This is a genomic window from Rhodococcus sp. M8, from assembly GCF_015654185.1.
In the GTDB taxonomy this organism is placed as follows: domain Bacteria; phylum Actinomycetota; class Actinomycetes; order Mycobacteriales; family Mycobacteriaceae; genus Rhodococcus; species Rhodococcus aetherivorans.
This window is the reverse complement of sequence record NZ_CP064065.1, coordinates 5,528,079-5,544,821: the sequence shown is the minus strand read 5'-3', so window position 1 is coordinate 5,544,821 and position 16,743 is coordinate 5,528,079. Positions and strand designations below refer to the sequence as shown.

General features: G+C 70.0%; 16 protein-coding genes. 10 read left to right on the top strand and 6 right to left on the bottom strand.

Going from position 1 to position 16,743, the window contains the following annotated elements; all coding sequences use genetic code 11:
* The first annotated feature begins 74 nt into the window (after positions 1-74).
* Positions 75-1,457, top strand: a complete 1,383-nt coding sequence (locus tag ISO16_RS25305; protein WP_029542223.1) for an MFS transporter — start codon at positions 75-77, stop codon at positions 1,455-1,457.
* 67 nt (positions 1,458-1,524) lie between these two features.
* Here ISO16_RS25305 and ISO16_RS25300 read toward each other — a convergent pair whose 3' ends face one another.
* Entirely contained in the window at positions 1,525-2,001 is a 477-nt protein-coding gene (locus tag ISO16_RS25300) for a MaoC family dehydratase (protein WP_029542221.1), read from the bottom strand.
* 170 nt (positions 2,002-2,171) lie between these two features.
* Here ISO16_RS25300 and ISO16_RS25295 point away from each other — a divergent pair, with 170 nt between their 5' ends.
* From ISO16_RS25295 to ISO16_RS25285, 3 genes are read left to right on the top strand one after another with little or no spacing between them, the layout of a single operon-like run.
* Positions 2,172-3,428: an acyl-CoA dehydrogenase family protein gene (locus tag ISO16_RS25295; protein ID WP_072634678.1), complete on the top strand. Its 1,257-nt coding sequence runs from the start codon at positions 2,172-2,174 to the stop codon at positions 3,426-3,428.
* A gap of 3 nt (positions 3,429-3,431) precedes the next feature.
* A complete protein-coding gene (locus ISO16_RS25290; protein ID WP_043799712.1) occupies positions 3,432-4,226 on the top strand; it encodes an SDR family oxidoreductase in 795 nt (264 codons plus the stop codon).
* A gap of 40 nt (positions 4,227-4,266) precedes the next feature.
* Positions 4,267-5,250, top strand: a complete 984-nt coding sequence (locus tag ISO16_RS25285; RefSeq protein WP_006940405.1) for an NADPH:quinone oxidoreductase family protein — start codon at positions 4,267-4,269, stop codon at positions 5,248-5,250.
* Positions 5,251-5,275: 25 nt separating this feature from the next.
* On the opposite strand, the gene ISO16_RS25280 is transcribed toward ISO16_RS25285, so the two are convergent.
* On the bottom strand, positions 5,276-5,866 hold the full coding sequence (locus ISO16_RS25280; RefSeq protein WP_029542213.1) for an LGFP repeat-containing protein: 591 nt from the start codon (positions 5,864-5,866) through the stop codon (positions 5,276-5,278).
* A gap of 326 nt (positions 5,867-6,192) precedes the next feature.
* On the opposite strand from ISO16_RS25280, the gene ISO16_RS25275 reads away from it, so the two are divergent.
* The 3 genes from ISO16_RS25275 to ISO16_RS25265 are packed head-to-tail and all read left to right on the top strand — an operon-like array spanning position 6,193 to position 8,688.
* Complete coding sequence (locus ISO16_RS25275; protein ID WP_050034820.1) at positions 6,193-7,803, top strand: serine hydrolase; 1,611 nt, start codon at positions 6,193-6,195, stop codon at positions 7,801-7,803.
* The gene (locus ISO16_RS25270; RefSeq protein ID WP_072634677.1) at positions 7,800-8,225 is read left to right on the top strand and encodes a limonene-1,2-epoxide hydrolase family protein; all 426 of its coding nucleotides are present in this window, start codon (positions 7,800-7,802) and stop codon (positions 8,223-8,225) included. The genes ISO16_RS25275 and ISO16_RS25270 overlap by 4 nt, the downstream gene beginning before the upstream one ends.
* A gap of 52 nt (positions 8,226-8,277) precedes the next feature.
* On the top strand, positions 8,278-8,688 hold the full coding sequence (locus tag ISO16_RS25265; RefSeq protein ID WP_006940401.1) for a carboxymuconolactone decarboxylase family protein: 411 nt from the start codon (positions 8,278-8,280) through the stop codon (positions 8,686-8,688).
* A gap of 85 nt (positions 8,689-8,773) precedes the next feature.
* Here ISO16_RS25265 and ISO16_RS25260 read toward each other — a convergent pair whose 3' ends face one another.
* The 3 genes from ISO16_RS25260 to ISO16_RS25250 all read right to left on the bottom strand — a co-directional run bounded on the left by ISO16_RS25260 (position 8,774) and on the right by ISO16_RS25250 (position 12,994).
* Entirely contained in the window at positions 8,774-10,129 is a 1,356-nt protein-coding gene (locus tag ISO16_RS25260) for a PhoH family protein (RefSeq protein ID WP_170914056.1), read from the bottom strand.
* 267 nt (positions 10,130-10,396) lie between these two features.
* Positions 10,397-11,692, bottom strand: a complete 1,296-nt coding sequence (gene glyA / locus ISO16_RS25255) for a serine hydroxymethyltransferase (protein WP_006940399.1) — start codon at positions 11,690-11,692, stop codon at positions 10,397-10,399.
* Between the two features lie 111 nt (positions 11,693-11,803).
* Positions 11,804-12,994, bottom strand: a complete 1,191-nt coding sequence (locus tag ISO16_RS25250) for a DUF885 domain-containing protein (RefSeq protein WP_072634676.1) — start codon at positions 12,992-12,994, stop codon at positions 11,804-11,806.
* A gap of 175 nt (positions 12,995-13,169) precedes the next feature.
* Between ISO16_RS25250 and coaA the strand changes: the two genes are divergently transcribed.
* Positions 13,170-14,102, top strand: a complete 933-nt coding sequence (coaA, locus tag ISO16_RS25245) for a type I pantothenate kinase (RefSeq protein WP_006940397.1) — start codon at positions 13,170-13,172, stop codon at positions 14,100-14,102.
* A 60-nt stretch (positions 14,103-14,162) separates the two neighbouring features.
* Here coaA and ISO16_RS25240 read toward each other — a convergent pair whose 3' ends face one another.
* A complete protein-coding gene (locus ISO16_RS25240; RefSeq protein ID WP_006940394.1) occupies positions 14,163-14,930 on the bottom strand; it encodes an isoprenyl transferase in 768 nt (255 codons plus the stop codon).
* 164 nt (positions 14,931-15,094) lie between these two features.
* Between ISO16_RS25240 and trhA the strand changes: the two genes are divergently transcribed.
* The gene (gene trhA, locus ISO16_RS25235; RefSeq protein ID WP_006940391.1) at positions 15,095-15,763 is read left to right on the top strand and encodes a PAQR family membrane homeostasis protein TrhA; all 669 of its coding nucleotides are present in this window, start codon (positions 15,095-15,097) and stop codon (positions 15,761-15,763) included.
* Between the two features lie 62 nt (positions 15,764-15,825).
* Positions 15,826-16,740 carry a mechanosensitive ion channel family protein gene (locus ISO16_RS25230; protein WP_072634675.1) on the top strand — a complete coding sequence of 305 codons (915 nt, stop codon included), beginning with the start codon at positions 15,826-15,828 and terminating at the stop codon, positions 16,738-16,740.
* Positions 16,741-16,743 lie beyond the last annotated feature (3 nt).

Sequence of the window (16,743 nt, the reverse complement as noted above, 5' to 3'; positions counted from 1 at the left end):
CTAGCACCACAGCCTGAACCCGAATTCATGTTTGAGTGCTGTTTCTCGGCCCGTCCGACCGGAGGAATTGATCTGTGACATCGTCATCCGTGAGTCCGACCGGCATCGCGCCCGCCGGCACGTCGCACCACACGCGCGCTCATCGTAAGCTGCTCGCCGCCGGGCTCATCGGCAGCTCGATCGAGTGGTACGACTTCTTTCTCTACGGCACCGCCGCGGCGCTGGTCTTCCCGCACGTGTTCTTCCCCGACAGCTCACCCCTGATGGGAACGCTGTTGTCCTTCAGCACCTTCTGGGCCGGATTCGTGGCCCGTCCCATCGGCGGACTCGTAGCCGGCCACTTCGGTGACCGCTACGGCCGCAAACCCGTCGTCGTGGTCTCCCTGCTGCTCATGGGCCTGGCGACGTTCCTCATCGGCTGCCTGCCCTCCGCCGCCTCCATCGGCGTCCTCGCCCCCATCCTCCTGGTGACGCTGCGCTTCCTGCAGGGCATCGCCTGCGGCGGACAGTGGGGCGGAATCGTCCTGCTGCTCACCGAGTCCGCGGATCCCAAGCGGCGCGGCTTCGCCGGCACGTTCGGGCAGATGGGTGTGCCGTGCGGCGTCATCCTGGGCAACGTCGCCTTCCTGACGGCGACGGCCGCGATGCCGAACGAGGTGTTCCTCGACTGGGGCTGGCGGATCCCGTTCCTCGCCAGCGCGGCGCTGTTCCCCGTCGTCCTCTACATCCAGACCAAGGTGGAGGACACCCCCGAATTCCGGGAACTGCAGGCCGAAGTCGCAGCCACCCGGCCCGAGCAGCAGGTCGTCCAGGCCCCGCTGGCCGAGGCGATCCGCACCCACTGGCGCAAGATCCTGCTGGGCTGCGGCCTGCTCGCCGCGACGAACTCGCTGTTCTACATCAGCATCGCCGGCGTCCTGAGCTACGGCACCACCGAACTCGGCATGAACCGCAACTCGATCCTGGCCGTGTCGCTGGCCAGCTCGCTGGTGGGTCTCGGGTTCATCCTGTGGTCGGGGTGGATCTCCGACCGCGTCGGCCGCCGGCCGATGATCATGATCGGGGCCGCGGCGCTCGTGCTGTGGGCCTTCCCCTACTTCTGGCTCGTCAACACCGCGAATCTCGTGTTGTTCGCGGTGGCCGTCACGGTCGGCTCGATCTTCCAGTCCATGACGTACGGCCCACTGGCGGCGTACCTGGGCGAGCTCTTCGAACCGAACGTCCGGCTCTCGGGCGCGTCGCTCGCCTACCAGCTCGCCGCCGTCACCGTCAGCGGTGGCACGCCGTTCATCATGACCGCCCTGATCGCCAACACCGGCACGACGACGTGGGTCTCGGTGTTCGTGGCCCTGATGGGCGCCCTCACGCTGTTCTCGGCGTGGGTGCTGAAGGAGACCAACCCCGCCGCGGTGCGCCGCGACCCGAAGGCCGTCCCGGGCATCGCCCACGCACGGTAACCGGAACGGGTGCTGCCGGCCTCCACGATCACTCGTGGAGGCCGGCAGCATCTTTGCCGTATACCCCTCAGGCGACGACGCGGGCGAGCGACTCGGCCACCGCGACCGGCTTCTCCTGCCCCTCGCGCTCGAACGTCTGCAGCGTCCGGATCTGGATGCCGCCGCCGGCGGCCTCGGCCCCGAGAACCTGCATGCGCATCCGGATGCGGGAGCCCACCGGCAGCGGCGAGACGAAGCGCACCTTGTCGTAGCCGTAGTTGAGCCCGTGGGCGAACCCGTCGAAGCTCATGAGCTTGTAGGACAGTCCCGGCCCCAGCGAGAGCACTAGCAGACCGTGCGCGATCGTCGTGCCCAGAGGACTCGTCGCGGCGCGCTCGGGGTCGACGTGGATCCACTGGTGGTCGTCGGTGACCTCGGCGAAGGCGTTCACGAGTTCCTGGGTGACCGGCACCCAGTCCGTCGGCCCGATATCCCGTCCCACCAGGGCCTGGAGGTCGTCGAGGCCCGTGGGACGCACGGGCAGGGTGGTGATGTCGTCGGTCATGGATGCTTCCTCTCCGCGCGGCCGGAACGACTCGCGCCGAATCAAAACTTGAAGTTGAAACCGCGTTCAACTATACAGAGAGGGAGACGTCCGTCACCATCCTCTTCGCGACGCACCGCCTTCGACGACGGGCGATCCCAGCCCTGCCCCCCCTTCCGCCAGGAGTGACCATGTCGGTCTACGAAATGTCCGAGCGCACCGTGCAGTACCGCGACACCCTGCTCGCCTTCATGGACGAGCACGTCTACCCCGCCGAGGCGGTGTACGAGGAGCAGATGCGCGCCTCCGGGGACCCGCACTTCCAGCCCCCGATCCTCGAGGAGCTCAAGGCCGAGGCCCGCCGGCGTGGCCTGTGGAACCTCTTCCACCCCCACCCCGACTGGGGCCCGGGTCTGACCAACCTCGAGTACGCGCCCCTCGCCGAGATCATGGGCCGCAGCCACATCGCCTCCGAGGCGTGCAACTGCAACGCCCCCGACACCGGCAACATGGAGGTGCTCACCCTCTTCGGGACCGACGAGCACAAGGAGAAGTACCTGCGCCCGCTGCTCGAGGGCACGATGGCCTCGGCGTTCGCGATGACCGAACCCGCCGTCGCCAGCTCCGACGCCACCAACATCGAGCTGTCCATGGTCCGGGACGGCGACGAGTACGTCCTCAACGGGCGTAAGTGGTTCGCCTCCAACGCGATGCACAAGAACTGCAAGGTGCTCATCGTGATGGGCAAGACCGATCCCACCGCCGCCCCGCACCGCCAGCAGTCGATGATGGTCGTCCCGATCGACGCCCCCGGCGTGACAGTGGTGCGCAACCTGCCGGTCTTCGGGTACGCCGACCGCGAGGGCCACGCCGAGATCACCTTCGAGAACGTGCGGGTGCCGAGCAAGGACGTCCTCGCGGGCGAGGGCGAGGGCTTCGCGATCAGCCAGGCCCGGCTCGGACCCGGCCGCATCCACCACTGCATGCGCGCCATCGGCATGGCCGAGCGGGCCCTCGAGCTCCTGTGCCGGCGCGCGTCGAGCCGGGTGACGTTCGGTCAGCCCCTCAGCGAGCGCGCCAACATCCAGGACTGGATCGCCGAGGCCCGCATCGAGATCGAGATGACCCGGCTGCTCACCCTGAAGGCGGCGCACCTGATGGACACCGTCGGCAACAAGCAGGCACGCATGGAGATCGCGGCCATCAAGGTCGCCGCCCCGACGATGGCGCTGAAGATCATCGACCGTGCCATCCAGGTGCACGGCGGCGGCGGCGTCACCGACGACTTCCCGCTCGCGATGATGTACGCACACATGCGCACGCTGCGCCTCGCCGACGGCCCCGACGAGGTGCACAAGCGCTCCATCGCCGTCGCCGAGCTGCGCAAGTACCGCACCGCTCCCGCCGGCGTCCCGTCGGTCAACGGCCACAAGGTGACGGTGGGCTGACCCATGACCGGACTCGATCTGACCGGCCGCACCGCGATCGTCACCGGGGCGTCCCGCGGTATCGGCCTGGCCGTCGCCCGGGACCTCGCGGCGGCCGGCGCGAACGTGGTGCTCACCTCCCGCAAGCAGGACGCGGCCGACGCCGCGGCCGCGCAGGTCACCGCGGCCGGGGTGCGGGGCACCGCACTCGGTGTCGGCGCGCACGCGGTCGACGAGGACGCGGCCCGACGGTGCGTCGAACTCACCGTCGAGCGGTTCGGGCGCCTGGACATCCTCGTCAACAACGCCGGCACCAACCCCGCGTTCGGCCCGGTGATCGCCCAGGACCACGCCCGGTTCGCCAAGACCTTCGACGTCAACCTGTGGGGTCCGGTGCTGTGGACCTCCCTGGCCGTGCGGGAGTGGATGGGCGAGCACGGGGGCGCGGTCGTCAACACCGCCTCCGTCGGCGGGATGGCACCCGAAGCGAACATCGGCCTCTACAACGCCTCGAAGGCGGCGCTGATCCACCTCACCCGCCAGCTCGCCCTCGAGCTGGCGCCGCGGGTGCGGGTCAACGCCGTCGCCCCGGGCGTCGTGCGCACCCGCCTGGCCGAGGCCCTGTGGAAGGACCACGAGGACCGGCTCGACGCGGCCCTGCCGCTCGGCAGGATCGGCGAACCGGCCGACATCGCCTCGGCGGTGGCCTTCCTCGCCTCCGACGCGGCGAGCTGGATCACCGGCGAGACCCTCGTCGTCGACGGTGGAGCGATGCTCGGTACCGCCGCCGCAGCCGAGGCCGGCGTCGCCGCCCGCTGAGCGCACCTCCGCACACCGAACTCGAGCGAAAGGTAACCCTATGAAGGCCTGGCGAATTCACGAAGTGGGCGAGCCCAAGGAAGCGCTGCAGCTGACGGACGTCCCCGACCCCGAGGCGGGGCCCGGACGGCTCGTCGTGCGCGTCGCCGCGGCGCCGGCCAACTTCCCCGACGTGCTGCTGTGCCGCGGGCAGTACCAGCTGAAGCCGGAACTGCCCTTCACACCGGGCGTCGAACTCGCCGGGACCGTCGTCGCGGCCGGCGAGGGCGTCACCCGCTTCGCCGTCGGCGACCGGATCATCGGCAATCCCGAGTTCCCCTTCGGCGGATTCGCCGAGCTCGCCGTGGTTCCGGAGGAGGACGCCTACCGCGCTCCGGCGTCCCTCGACGACGCCGAGGCCTCGGCGCTGTCGATCGGGTACCAGACGTCGTGGTTCGCCCTGCACCGCCGTACGCAGTTGCGGGCCGGGGAGACCCTGCTCGTGCACGCTGCCGCCGGTGGGGTCGGCAGTGCCGCAGTGCAACTCGGCAAGGCCGCCGGGGCCACCGTGATCGGTGTCGTCGGCGGCGCCGAGAAGGCCGACTACTGCCGGGCTCTCGGCGCCGACGTCGTCGTCGACCGGCACCGCGAGGACTTCGTCGACGTCGTCAAGGACGTCACCGCCGGCCGCGGCGCGGACGTGATCTACGACCCCGTCGGCGGCGACTCGTACAACCGCTCCACCAAGTGCATCGCGTTCGAGGGCCGCATCCTGGTGATCGGGTTCGCCGGGGGCACCATCCCGCAACCAGCGCTGAACCACGCGCTCATCAAGAACTACTCGATCATCGGCCTGCACTGGGGCCTGTACCGGCAGTACAACCGTGCCGCGATCGAGGCGTGCCACGAGGAACTGTGCCGCCTCGCCGACGACGGCGCCATCAAGCCGCTGATCAGCGAGCGGCTCTCCCTCGACGACGTCGCCGACGGGGTGGCCCGCCTCGGGGACGGGCACACCGTCGGCCGGCTCGTGTTCCAGCCGTAGCCGGCGCGGGCTACATCGGGACGGGTTACTTCGGGATCACCTGCGTCGCACCCGCGACGTAGGTGATGGTGCCCATCTCGAACTCGCTCTCCAGGCCGTTCGGGATCGGGCGCTCGTCACTGATCGGGAAGCCGAGTTCACCCTCCGCGCCGCCCTGGGCCTCCCAGGCGGTGCGGATCTCGCCCCACACCACGTGCGAGTCGGTGTCGGGACTCCAGGCGATGATGCCGCCCTCGAACTCCGCAATGTAGCCGTCGCCGACGTCCTGCTGATCCGCGGTCGGCGCCCCGAGGGGGCTGTTCGCCCCGCCGATCTCGTTGTACTTCGCGAGAATCGGCCCGCTGATGGTGTACTCGGCGCCGCCCGCACCCGGCAGCGTGGTCGTCTCCTCCACGGAGGCGCCCGGTTCCGTGGGGCCTCCGGTTCCGGTGGCGTCTTCGACCGCGGACCGGGCGGCGGACGTTGCCCCCTCGACCGCGGACTGCGCTGCACTCGTGGCGCTGCCGACCACATCCTCTGCGGTGGTGCCGTCGTCGCTGCTGCAGCCGGCCAGTACCAGCCCTGCAGCGGCGACGGCCGCGGCGACAGTGGCAGAACGACGCGGGATTCGATTCATGGGATCACTCCTCGTTGGCATCCGAACACCGGCCACTCGACGCTAACCATCCCGTGCCGTCCCGTGCGGCGGTTTCCTCGCGCCGGACCGGACCGCGCGGCCGGTGCCCGTCCGCGCCCCGCCGCGATCGCAGCATCGGCGCAGGTCGCGCCCGGTGCGGCGGTTCGACCGTCCCGGCCCGCTCTCCTCGTCACAGTCGGACAACGATCGGCGAACGAGGCTGCGACCGGCGTCCGTCGCCGTCACCGGCGCCCGTGACGCGGAACAGAACGCTTCCGCGCCACGGACGCAGGGCTTACCATGCGACGGACGAGAAAGGCCGTGACATGCGCGCACCCCGTCGTCGCCGGATCGGCGCCGCCCTCGCCCTCGTGGCGACCCTGTCGGCCGGGTGCGTCTCGGTCGACACCGATTCCCCGACGTCCTCGGCACCGGCCTCGCCGGAGTCCCGGTCGCTCACTCCCCCGCAGGTTGCCGGCGTCGACATCCCGGACGGGCAGGTCGACGACGCCGTCGGCCGCCTCGACGACCTCGCACGCGAACTGATGGATCGGACCGCCATCCCCGGGATGGCCGTCGCGGTCGTGCACCGCGGTGAGATCGTGTACGCGAAGGGGTTCGGTGTGCGCGAGGCCGGCCGCGACGCCGCAGTGGATGCCGACACCGTCTTCCAGCTGGCGTCGATGTCGAAGCCGCTCGGCGCAACCGTCGTCGCACACCAGGTCGGCGAGGGCGTGATCGGCTGGGACACCCCGGTGATCGAACGCCTGCCGGGCTTCGCCCTCGCGGACCCGTACGTGACGAGCCGCGTGACCGTCGGCGATCTCTACGCCCATCGCTCCGGGCTTCCCGACCACGCCGGCGACGAGCTCGAGGATCTCGGTTTCGACCGCGAGCAGGTGTTCGACCGGTTCCGCCTGCTGCCGCTCGGGCCGTTCCGGGATTCCTACGAGTACACCAACTTCGGGCTCACGGCCGCGGCGCAGGCGGTGGCCGACGCGTCCGGGGCCGACTGGGCGGACCTGTCGGCGCGCGTGCTGTACGAACCTCTCGGAATGACCTCCACCAGTTCACGATTCGAGGACTACGAGGCCCGGCCCAACCGGGCCGTGGGTCATCAGCTCGTCGACGGCGACTACGTCGCGCGCGCCGTCCGCGATCCCGACGCCCAGTCCCCGGCCGGCGGGGTGAGCGCCTCGGTCACCGACGTCGCGCGGTGGCTGACCATGCTGCTCGGCGACGGTGAGTACCAGGGCCGGCGCATCGTCGACGCGGACGCCCTGCTGCCGGCGGTGTCCCCGCAGGCCGTGTCGAGCCCGCCGGGCACCGTCGACAGCCGGGCGGGGTTCTACGGGTACGGGTTCAATGTGGGCACGAGCCCGGCCGGGCGGGTGACGCTGAGCCATTCCGGGGCGTTCTCGCTGGGTGCCGCGACCGCGTTCACGGCCCTGCCGTCGGCGGACGTCGCGATCGTCGCGCTCACCAACGCCGCCCCGATCGGCGTGCCGGAGACCCTCGCCGCCGAGTTCGCCGATCTCGTGCAGTTCGGCGAGATCCGCGAGGACTGGTTCGCCCTCTACGAGAAGGCGTTCGCATCGTTCGACGACCCAAAGGGCTCGCTCGTCGGACGCCCCGCTCCCACGAATCCGGCCCCGGCCCGCCCCCTCGGGCAGTACACCGGCGTCTACACCAGCGAGTACTACGGTCCCGCGCGGATCGACGATCGCGCCGGCACACTGGTGCTCACCATCGGTCCCGCCGGGCAGACCTACCGGCTCGACCATTGGGACGGCGACGTGTTCACCTTCCCGATCGACGGCGGTGAGAACGCCCCGGACGGGACGATCTCCACGGCCACCTTCACCCCCGACGGCGTCACGTTCGAGTACTGGAACGAGAACGGCCTGGGAACCTTCACCCGAACAGGAGCGTCATGACCGAGCCGCACACCTCCGTGGACGAGAAGTCCGTCGCCGTCGTCCGCGAGTTCCTCGACGCGATGGTCGCCGAGGACGTCGAGCGCGCCGTCGCCCTCCTCGACCCGGACATCGCCTGGCACAACACGTCGCTGCCGACCGTGCGGGGCCTGCCCCGCGTGCGGCGCATCCTCGAGGGCCTGCGCCGGCCGTCGCTGGGCTTCGACGTCGCCATCCATCACATCGCCGCGACCGGAAACGTGGTGCTCACCGAGCGCACCGACGTCCTGCGCCTCGGCCCCGTCTCCACCCGGTTCTGGGTGTGCGGCACGTTCGAACTGCGCGACGGGAAGATCGCGGTGTGGGACGACCACTACAACGTCGGCACGATCGTCGGCGCACTGGGCGCCGGCGCGCTCCGGGCGGTGCTGCGCCGGTCGTAGAATCTCCCCGGCCGCCGAACCGTTCGGCGGCGACGAGGCAGGGAGCACGACGATGACCGACGCCGACCGGACGCCCGCGTTCGAGGCCGGAGTTCAGGTCCGCAGCGAGGTGATGGGCGCCGACTTCGTCGAGCGGGCCTTCGACCGCGCACGCGGCACCGACTCCGAGGAGATGCAGGAGTTCGTCACCGAGCACGTGTGGGGCTCGGTGTGGACCCGGCCGGGACTCGACCGTCGCAGCCGCAGCCTGCTCAACCTGGGCATGCTGATCGCGCTGCGCGCGGAGAACGAGCTGCGCGGGCACGTGCGCGGCGCCCTGCGAAACGGTCTGACCCGCACCGAGATCGTCGAGGCGGTCATCCACGCGGGCGCCTACTGCGGCGCCCCGGCCGGCCTGGCCGCGATGCGCGTCGTCCAGGAGGTCCTCGAGGCCGAACTCGGCCCGCGCCCCTCACAGGACTGACCCGCCCGCGCGGGGCGGTGGCCGAATGTCACATCGGGTCGATCACATCGCACCGGTGTGACATTCGGCCCACCAGCCGACGGCGTCAGGCGCCCGGGGCGAACTCCTCGAGCATCTCGGTCACCAGCGCCGCGATCGGCGAGCGCTCACTGCGGGTCAAGGTGACGTGCGCGAAAAGCGGATGCCCCTTGAGCTTCTCGATCACCGCCGCGACGCCGTCGTAGCGGCCCACCCGCAGGTTGTCGCGCTGGGCGACGTCGTGGGTGAGCACCACCCGCGAGCCGGCGCCGAGCCGGGACAGCACGGTGAGCAGCACGTTGCGCTCGAGGGACTGGGCCTCGTCGACGATGACGAACGAGTCGTGCAGCGACCGGCCCCGGATATGGGTCAGCGGAAGCACTTCCAGCATGCCCCGGCTGATGACCTCGTCCATCACCTCCGGGCTCGCGAGACCGTCGAGGGTATCGAACACGGCCTGCGCCCACGGCCCCATCTTCTCGCTCTCGCTGCCCGGCAGATAGCCCAGTTCCTGTCCGCCGACGGCGTACAGCGGCCGGAACACCACGACCTTGCGCTGGGTGCGACGCTCCAGCACGGCCTCGAGGCCCGCGGTCAGCGCCAGCGCCGACTTGCCCGTCCCGGCTTTCCCGCCGAGCGAGACGATGCCGACGGACTCGTCGAGCAGCAGGTCCAGCGCCACCCGCTGTTCCGCGGAACGGCCGTGCAACCCGAACGCCTCCCGATCTCCGCGCACCAGCTGCACCCGCTTGTCCGGCGTGACCCGGCCCAGGGCGCTGGACGAGCCGCCCAGCAGCCGGATCCCGGTGTGGCACGGCAGATCCCTCGCGGTGTCGAGGTCGACGATCCCCTCGGCGAACAGGTCGTCGATCAGCGCCCTGTCCACCTCGAGCTCGGTCATGCCGGTCCAGCCCGACGTCACCACGTCCTGGGCGTGGTACTCGTCGGCGGTCAGCCCGACGGCACCGGCCTTGACCCGGAGCGGAATGTCCTTGCTGACCAGCACCACGTCGCGGCCGTCGCCGGCGAGGTTCAACGCGCACGCGAGGATCCGGGAGTCGTTGGTGTCGGTGCGGAATCCGGCCGGCAACACCTCCGGGTCGGTGTGGTTGAGCTCGACGTGCAGGGTGCCTCCCGCGGTCCCGATGGGGATGGGCTGATCGAGCCGGCCGTACTGCAGGCGCAGGTCGTCGAGCAGCCGCAACGATTCCCTCGCGAACCAACCCAGTTCGTGATGGTGCCGTTTGCCTTCGAGTTCGCCGATCACTACGAGGGGCAGCACCACTTCGTGCTCAGCGAAGCGGGTCACCGCCCACGGATCGGAGAGCAACACGGAGGTGTCCAGTACGAAGGTGCGTACATCGAGTTTCTTCGCCGGGGTCCTGCCGGAGCGGCGGGCGGGGACGGAGCGTGTTGCAGTCACGTGAGGCTCCTAGATCTGTGCAGCACCACACAGACTTCGTTCGATGGGCCGGTCGAACCTGGTGTCCACGAGGGACACGAGGGCCGGGTGCCGGCCCCTCGCTCTGCCTGTCACAGTCACGATCAGGACCTCCCGCGTAGCCGGCAACTGCGCCGTCTACACCCCCGACGCTAACGCCGACACGCCCCGTCCGCTCGATGAGCGACGAGGCGTGTCGGTGAAGATTGGGTAAACGAGACGATCCGGACAGATTGCCGGGCGTCGCGCCTAGACCAGGTTCCAGTCCTCGAGACCCTGGTACAGCGGAGCGTCGGCGGCAAGCTTGCTCACCCGGCCGCGCAGCGTCGCGGTGTCGGACGACCCCGTCAACGCGGCCGCGATGATCTCGGCGACCTCGGTGAACTGCTCGTCCCCGAAGCCGCGGGTGGCCAGTGCCGGGGTGCCGATGCGCAGACCGGACGTGACCATCGGCGGACGCGGGTCGAACGGAACCGCGTTGCGGTTGACGGTGATGCCGATCTCGTGCAGCAGGTCCTCGCCCTGCTGGCCGTCGAGCTGCGAGTTGCGCAGATCGACGAGGACGAGGTGCACGTCGGTGCCGCCGGTCAGCACGGTGATGCCCTTGTCGGTGACATCGGACTGCATCAGGCGCTCGGCGAGGATCTGCGCACCGGAGACGGTGCGGCGCTGCCGGTCCTTGAACTCCTCGCTCGCGGCGATCTTCAGCGCGACGGCCTTCGCGGCGATGACGTGCATGAGCGGGCCGCCCTGCTGGCCCGGGAACACCGCGGAGTTGATCTTCTTGGCCCACTCCTGCTTGGCGAGGATCAGACCCGAGCGCGGGCCGCCGAGGGTCTTGTGGACGGTGGTGGACACGACGTCGGCGTACGGCACCGGCGACGGGTGCAGGCCCGCGGCGACGAGCCCGGCGAAGTGCGCCATGTCGACCCACAGGTAGGCGCCGACCTCGTCGGCGATGGAGCGGAACGCGGCGAAGTCCTCGTGCCGCGGGTACGCGGACCATCCGGCAACGATGACCTTCGGCTTCTCGGCCACCGCGATGGAGCGGACCTCGTCCATGTCGACGCGGTGGTCGTCCTTGCTGACCCCGTAGGACGCGACGTCGTACAGCTTGCCGGAGAAGTTCAGCTTCATGCCGTGGGTCAGGTGCCCGCCGTGGGCGAGGTCGAGCCCCAGCAGCTTCTCGCCCGGGTTCATCAGCGCCATCAGCACGGCGGCGTTGGCCTGCGCGCCCGAGTGCGGCTGGACGTTCGCGAACTCGGCACCGAACAGTTCCTTGGCGCGGGTGCGGGCGAGGTCCTCGACGATGTCGACGTTCTCGCAGCCGCCGTAGTAGCGGCGCCCCGGGTAGCCCTCGGCGTACTTGTTGGTGAGCACGCTGCCCTGCGCCTGGAGCACCGCGCGCGGCACGAAGTTCTCCGACGCGATCATCTCGAGCGTGTCGCGCTGGCGCGACAGCTCGCCGGCCATGGCCTGCGCCAGCTCGGGGTCGAGGTCTGAGAGCGAGGCGGTGTTGACGTCGGTGCCGGGCACAACGGTCATCGAGGATTCTCCAAGCTGGGGACGGCAGGAATTCACCTACCAGTCTACGAACCTCACCCCCGGTCGAGGAACCCGGTCCCCTCGGGCAATGGACCAGGTCACGCCCGCTCGTTACCGCAGGGCGCTGGGCACCAGCGGTTCGTCGAGCAGGCGACGGAACCGTTCGATGCGTTCCGCGCCCGCAGGGGCCTGCGCCAGCCAGCCACCGAGCAGGCGGTAACCCTCGACGTAGGTGCTGATGTAGGCGCGCCACAACGGCGACGACAGGAAGCGCAGCGACTGCCGGGCCCGCTCCGGGCTCGACAGCGACCAGCGCTGCAGGAAGGCGACGACGTCGTCGCCGGTGCGGCCGCGGTCGTGCAGGAGCAGGGCGGCGTCCTGGCGGACGCCGAGCAGGCCGGCGGACGCCTCGTGCAGCTTCTCGGCGAGTTCACCGTCGAACCGCAGGCCCAGGTCGGCGTAGATGTCCTGCGCCCACTGTCCCCAGCCGGGCCCGACGATCGTCTCGAGGGCGAGGTCTGCGAGCCCCTCGGCCATGAGGCACTGCGGGGTGTTGACGACGAAGAGGGTCTGCTCTTCGTGCCCGCCGGCGACGAGTCCGGCCTCCTTGCGGCAGTGTTCGGTGTGGTGGCCGGGGTAGGACTCGTGCGCGATCAGCCGCGGCAGGTGGGACATGTGCTGTTCGAGGTCGGAGTTGATCGCGACGCGGGAGCGGTAGTTGCCGAGGTAGTAGTTGAACCCGGACCACGGCTTGTCGCCGACCACCTCGTATTCGACGGTTTCGGTCTCGGGCAGTGGGAACACCGCGCGGACCCTGTCGCGCAGGGCGCTCGAGAAGGCGTCGACACACTCGGCGAGGCGGTCGGCGGGGACGACCTCGGACTTGCGGTGGGCCTGCACTCGCTCGGCGAGCGGGCCGCTGCCGGGCAGCAGCGCGTCGATGCGGCGGTGGGCCTCGCGGTACGCGTCCTCGTCGCCCATGTCGATACGCACGTCGAAGTAGGCCTCGACCTCGTCGACGAAGGCGATGTCCGCACCGGCGAACTTGCGGGCCGAGCATTCGAGGGCGCGCAGGTGCACGTCGAGGAAGCGGGTGCGCTCGTCGGAGAGCCCGGAGACGGGCAGCGCGGCCCGCAGTGTGCGCGCGGTGTGGGATAAATCACGAGGATCGGGGGCCGGCGCGTTCTCCACCCGGCCACGCAGGGCGGGGTCGCCGGTGAAGGCGTCGACGTAACCCTCCTCGAGCCGGTCGAATGCCAGGCCGAGCAGGAGATATTCGCGCACCAACGAGTCCGGGTCCATGCCCTGGCACCCTAGTCCCCAGGATCGGCCCCGTGCCTGCCGGCGAACCCGGAAACCGGACCCCGCGCGGCGAGCGGATGTGTCAGCGAGCACAATCGGCCGATATGGACATCCTTCGCCGCCAGCCATACCCGGGGTATGCCGCCGGGCCCGTCGTCGAGTCGGGAGTGTGCCGGTGGCGCGTCTGAGCGAGCCGAGTCCGTACGTCGAGTTCGATCGCAAGCAGTGGCGGACGCTGCGCAAGTCGACGCCGCTGGTGCTGACCGAGGAGGAACTGCGCGGCCTGCGCGGCCTCGGCGAGCAGATCGATCTGGCGGAGGTGGCGGAGGTGTACCTCCCGCTGGCCCGTCTGATCCACCTGCAGGTCGCCGCGCGGCAGCGGTTGTTCGCCGCGACCGCCACGTTCCTCGGCGAGAAGCACCCGGACCAGCAGGTGCCGTTCGTGATCGGGGTGGCCGGGTCGGTCGCGGTCGGCAAGTCGACGACGGCACGCGTGCTGCAGGCACTGCTGGCGCGGTGGGAGCACCATCCCCGGGTGGACCTGGTGACCACCGACGGCTTCCTGTACCCCTCCCGGGAGCTGATGCGTCGGAACATCATGCACCGCAAGGGCTTTCCGGAGAGCTACGACCGTCGCAAGCTGCTGCGGTTCGTCACGGAGGTCAAGTCCGGCGCCGCAGAGGTGGCCGCTCCGGTGTACTCGCACATCTCCTACGACATCATCCCGGGCCAGTACCACGTGGTGCGGCAACCGGACATCCTCATCATCGAGGGCCTGAACGTCCTGCAGACCGGTCCACGGCTGATGGTCTCGGATCTGTTCGACTTCTCGATCTACGTCGACGCCCGCCTCGAGGACATCGAGAAGTGGTATGTCGAGCGGTTTCTCGCGCTCCGCAAGACGGCGTTCTCCGACCCCGACGCGCATTTTCACCACTACGCGAACCTGTCGGACCGCGACGCCGTGGGGGCCGCGAAGGAGATCTGGCATTCGATCAACCGGCCGAACCTGGTGGACAACATCCTGCCGACGCGGCCGCGCGCAACGCTGGTCCTGCGCAAGGACTCCGACCATTCGGTCAACCGCCTGCGCCTGCGGAAGCTGTAGGCGGCTTCGCCGCCGGTGTGTCCTTCGGGCGGCGGAAACAGCCCGAAGGACACACCGCGGCTACGTCCCGAACCGGCGGTGCCGCGCCGCGAAGTCGCGCAGGGCGCGAAGGAAGTCCACGCGGCGGAACTCCGGCCAGTAGGCCTCGGTGAACCAGATCTCGGAGTACGCGCTCTGCCAGAGCAGGAAGCCCGAGAGCCGCTGCTCGCCGGAGGTCCGGATGACGAGATCGGGATCGGGCTGCCCCGAGGTGTAGAGGTGATCGCTGATGGCCTCGACCGTGACGGCCTCGACCAGGCCCTCGCCGTCGAGCCCCTCGGCCTGCTTGGCCCGGAGCAGGGCCTGCACGGCGTCGGCGATCTCCTGCCGGCCGCCGTAGCCGACCGCGACATTGACGTGGGTGCCGGTGCGCCCCTGCGTGCGCTCGGCGGCCTCGCTCAGCCGCCGGCCCAGTTCGTCCGGCAGCAGGTCGAGCGTGCCGACGATCTTGACGCTCCAGTTCTGCTCCGGTCCGGAGATCTCCTCGACGACGTCGGTGATGATCTCGAGCAGCGCCTCGAGCTCCTCGGGCTCACGTTGCAGGTTCTCCGTGGAGAGCAGGTAGATGGTGGCGCGCTCGATGCCGGCGGCGTCGCACCAGCTCAGCAGTTCGGCGATCTTCAGTGCGCCCATGCGGTGCCCGTGGCTGACGTCGGTGAACCCGTTCTCGCGGGCCCAGCGACGGTTGCCGTCGCACATCACGGCGACGTGCCGGGGGTGCTGCGCGCCGTCCAGCTTGCTCAGCAGCCGTCGTTCGTAGAGCTGATACAGCAGGCCGCGCGCGTTCACCCCGAGATCACCACGCGGGTCACATTACGCTCACGGTCGTCTCCGGTCGCAGCGGCGGTCGTGGCCGACGCCCGTGCGCCGGCCTCCACCCCGTCGCGGATCCGGCACACCGCGAAAGTTACGGAAGCGTAGGTTACTCTTCGGTATCGAAGGGAGGCCCGACCATGACGGTTTTCGGGATCGACGAACTGCCCGTGAAGCCGCGGATGCGCGGCTGGATCCATCTGTGGGCGTTCGGCGTCGCAGTGGTGGCCGGCATCGCGCTGGTGGTCCTGTCGCAGACCGTGGCCGATCCGCCCGCGGGCTGGTCGACGGTGATCTACAGCCTCACCGTCTGCGGTGTGTTCGGCGTGAGCGCCCTCTATCACCGCGTCCACTGGCACAATCCGCGGGCACGCACGTGGATGAAGCGTGCGGACCACTCGATGATCTTCCTGTTCATCGCCGGCAGCTACACCCCCTTCGCGACGCTCGCCCTGCCGCCGGAGACCGGCCGCACCCTGTTGTTCGTGGTGTGGGCCGGCGCCCTCGCGGGGGTCGCGCTGAAGATGCTCTGGCCCACCGCGCCGCGCTGGGTGGGAGTCCCGCTGTACCTGCTGCTCGGCTGGGCGATCGTCCCCGTCGCCGGTCAGCTGATCGACGAGGCGGGCATCGTCCCGATGGTGCTGCTGCTCGTCGGCGGCATCCTCTACAGCATCGGCGCGATCCTCTACGCCACCAAGTGGCCCGACCCGTGGCCGCACGTCTTCGGCTACCACGAGTTCTTCCACGCGGCGACTGTGCTCGCCGCGCTGTGCCATGCCGTTGCCGTGTGGCTGGTGGTGTTCGGGTAAACCCGTTCGGACGAAGATCACATCGGTGGCAGTCGCGGCACGGATCCGTAGACTCGGCCGGGATGACTGTTCAGCGAATGGCATTCGAACTGACCGAAACCAACCGGGAGTGGCTCGTCGAGCGGCCGCTGACGATCGCGGGATACCTCGTGGCAGCGCTGATCCTGAGGTATGTGCTGCACCGGTTCATCGACCGGATGACGAAGCCGCGGCACCAGAACGGCAAACCCGGCCTGCTCCGGCCCTTCCAGGAACGCGCCCCCAGGGGCCTGCCGGGCGTGCTGGTCAACGAGCGGCGCACGCAGCGCGCCGAGACGATCGGCTCGGTGCTCAAGTCCGGCGTCTCCGTCGTGGTGCTCGTCTGGTGCGTCCTGCAGATCCTCGGCACGCTCGGACTCAACGTCGCGCCGTTCATCGCGTCCGCCGGCATCGTCGGCGTGGCCCTCGGTTTCGGTGCGCAGAACCTGGTGCGTGACTTCATCTCCGGAATGTTCATGCTGCTCGAGGACCAGTACGGCGTCGGCGACGTCGTCGACCTGGGCGACGCGGTCGGCACCGTCGAATCCGTCGGCCTGCGGGTCACCACCGTCCGCGACATCAGCGGCACCCTCTGGTACTGCCGCAACGGCGAGATCCTGCGCGTGGGCAACATGAGCCAGGGTTACGCCGTCGCCGTCGTCGACTCCCCCATCGCCCACGCCGCCAACGTGCACCGGGCCTGCGAGGTGGCCCTGCGCGCGGCCCTCGAGACGGTCGAACGCGACGACCTGGCCGGCGACATCCTCGAGCCGCCCGAGATGCTCGGCGTCAACTCCGTCACCCCGGAGTCGGTGACGCTGCGGATCACCGTGCGCACGCGTGCCGGCAAGCAGTGGGCCGTGCAGCGGGCGATCGCCCGCGCGGTGCTCGAGGCGTTCGACGGCAACGGCATCGACGCTCCGCTGCCGGCGCTGCTCACCCCGTCCCGCGCCGGCTGAGCC

Bases quoted from the DNA above. Each gene is read 5' to 3' on its own strand.
- trhA (WP_006940391.1), top strand. From the start codon at position 15,095: ATGACGGTTTTCGGGATCGACGAACTGCCCGTGAAGCCGCGGATGCGC.
- ISO16_RS25275 (WP_050034820.1), top strand. From the start codon at position 6,193: ATGCGCGCACCCCGTCGTCGCCGGATCGGCGCCGCCCTCGCCCTCGTG.
- ISO16_RS25270 (WP_072634677.1), top strand. From the start codon at position 7,800: ATGACCGAGCCGCACACCTCCGTGGACGAGAAGTCCGTCGCCGTCGTC.
- ISO16_RS25285 (WP_006940405.1), top strand. From the start codon at position 4,267: ATGAAGGCCTGGCGAATTCACGAAGTGGGCGAGCCCAAGGAAGCGCTG.
- ISO16_RS25265 (WP_006940401.1), top strand. From the start codon at position 8,278: ATGACCGACGCCGACCGGACGCCCGCGTTCGAGGCCGGAGTTCAGGTC.
- ISO16_RS25295 (WP_072634678.1), top strand. From the start codon at position 2,172: ATGTCGGTCTACGAAATGTCCGAGCGCACCGTGCAGTACCGCGACACC.
- ISO16_RS25280 (WP_029542213.1), bottom strand. From the start codon at position 5,866: ATGAATCGAATCCCGCGTCGTTCTGCCACTGTCGCCGCGGCCGTCGCC.
- ISO16_RS25300 (WP_029542221.1), bottom strand. From the start codon at position 2,001: ATGACCGACGACATCACCACCCTGCCCGTGCGTCCCACGGGCCTCGAC.
- ISO16_RS25250 (WP_072634676.1), bottom strand. From the start codon at position 12,994: ATGGACCCGGACTCGTTGGTGCGCGAATATCTCCTGCTCGGCCTGGCA.
- glyA (WP_006940399.1), bottom strand. From the start codon at position 11,692: ATGACCGTTGTGCCCGGCACCGACGTCAACACCGCCTCGCTCTCAGAC.
- ISO16_RS25230 (WP_072634675.1), top strand. From the start codon at position 15,826: ATGACTGTTCAGCGAATGGCATTCGAACTGACCGAAACCAACCGGGAG.
- ISO16_RS25290 (WP_043799712.1), top strand. From the start codon at position 3,432: ATGACCGGACTCGATCTGACCGGCCGCACCGCGATCGTCACCGGGGCG.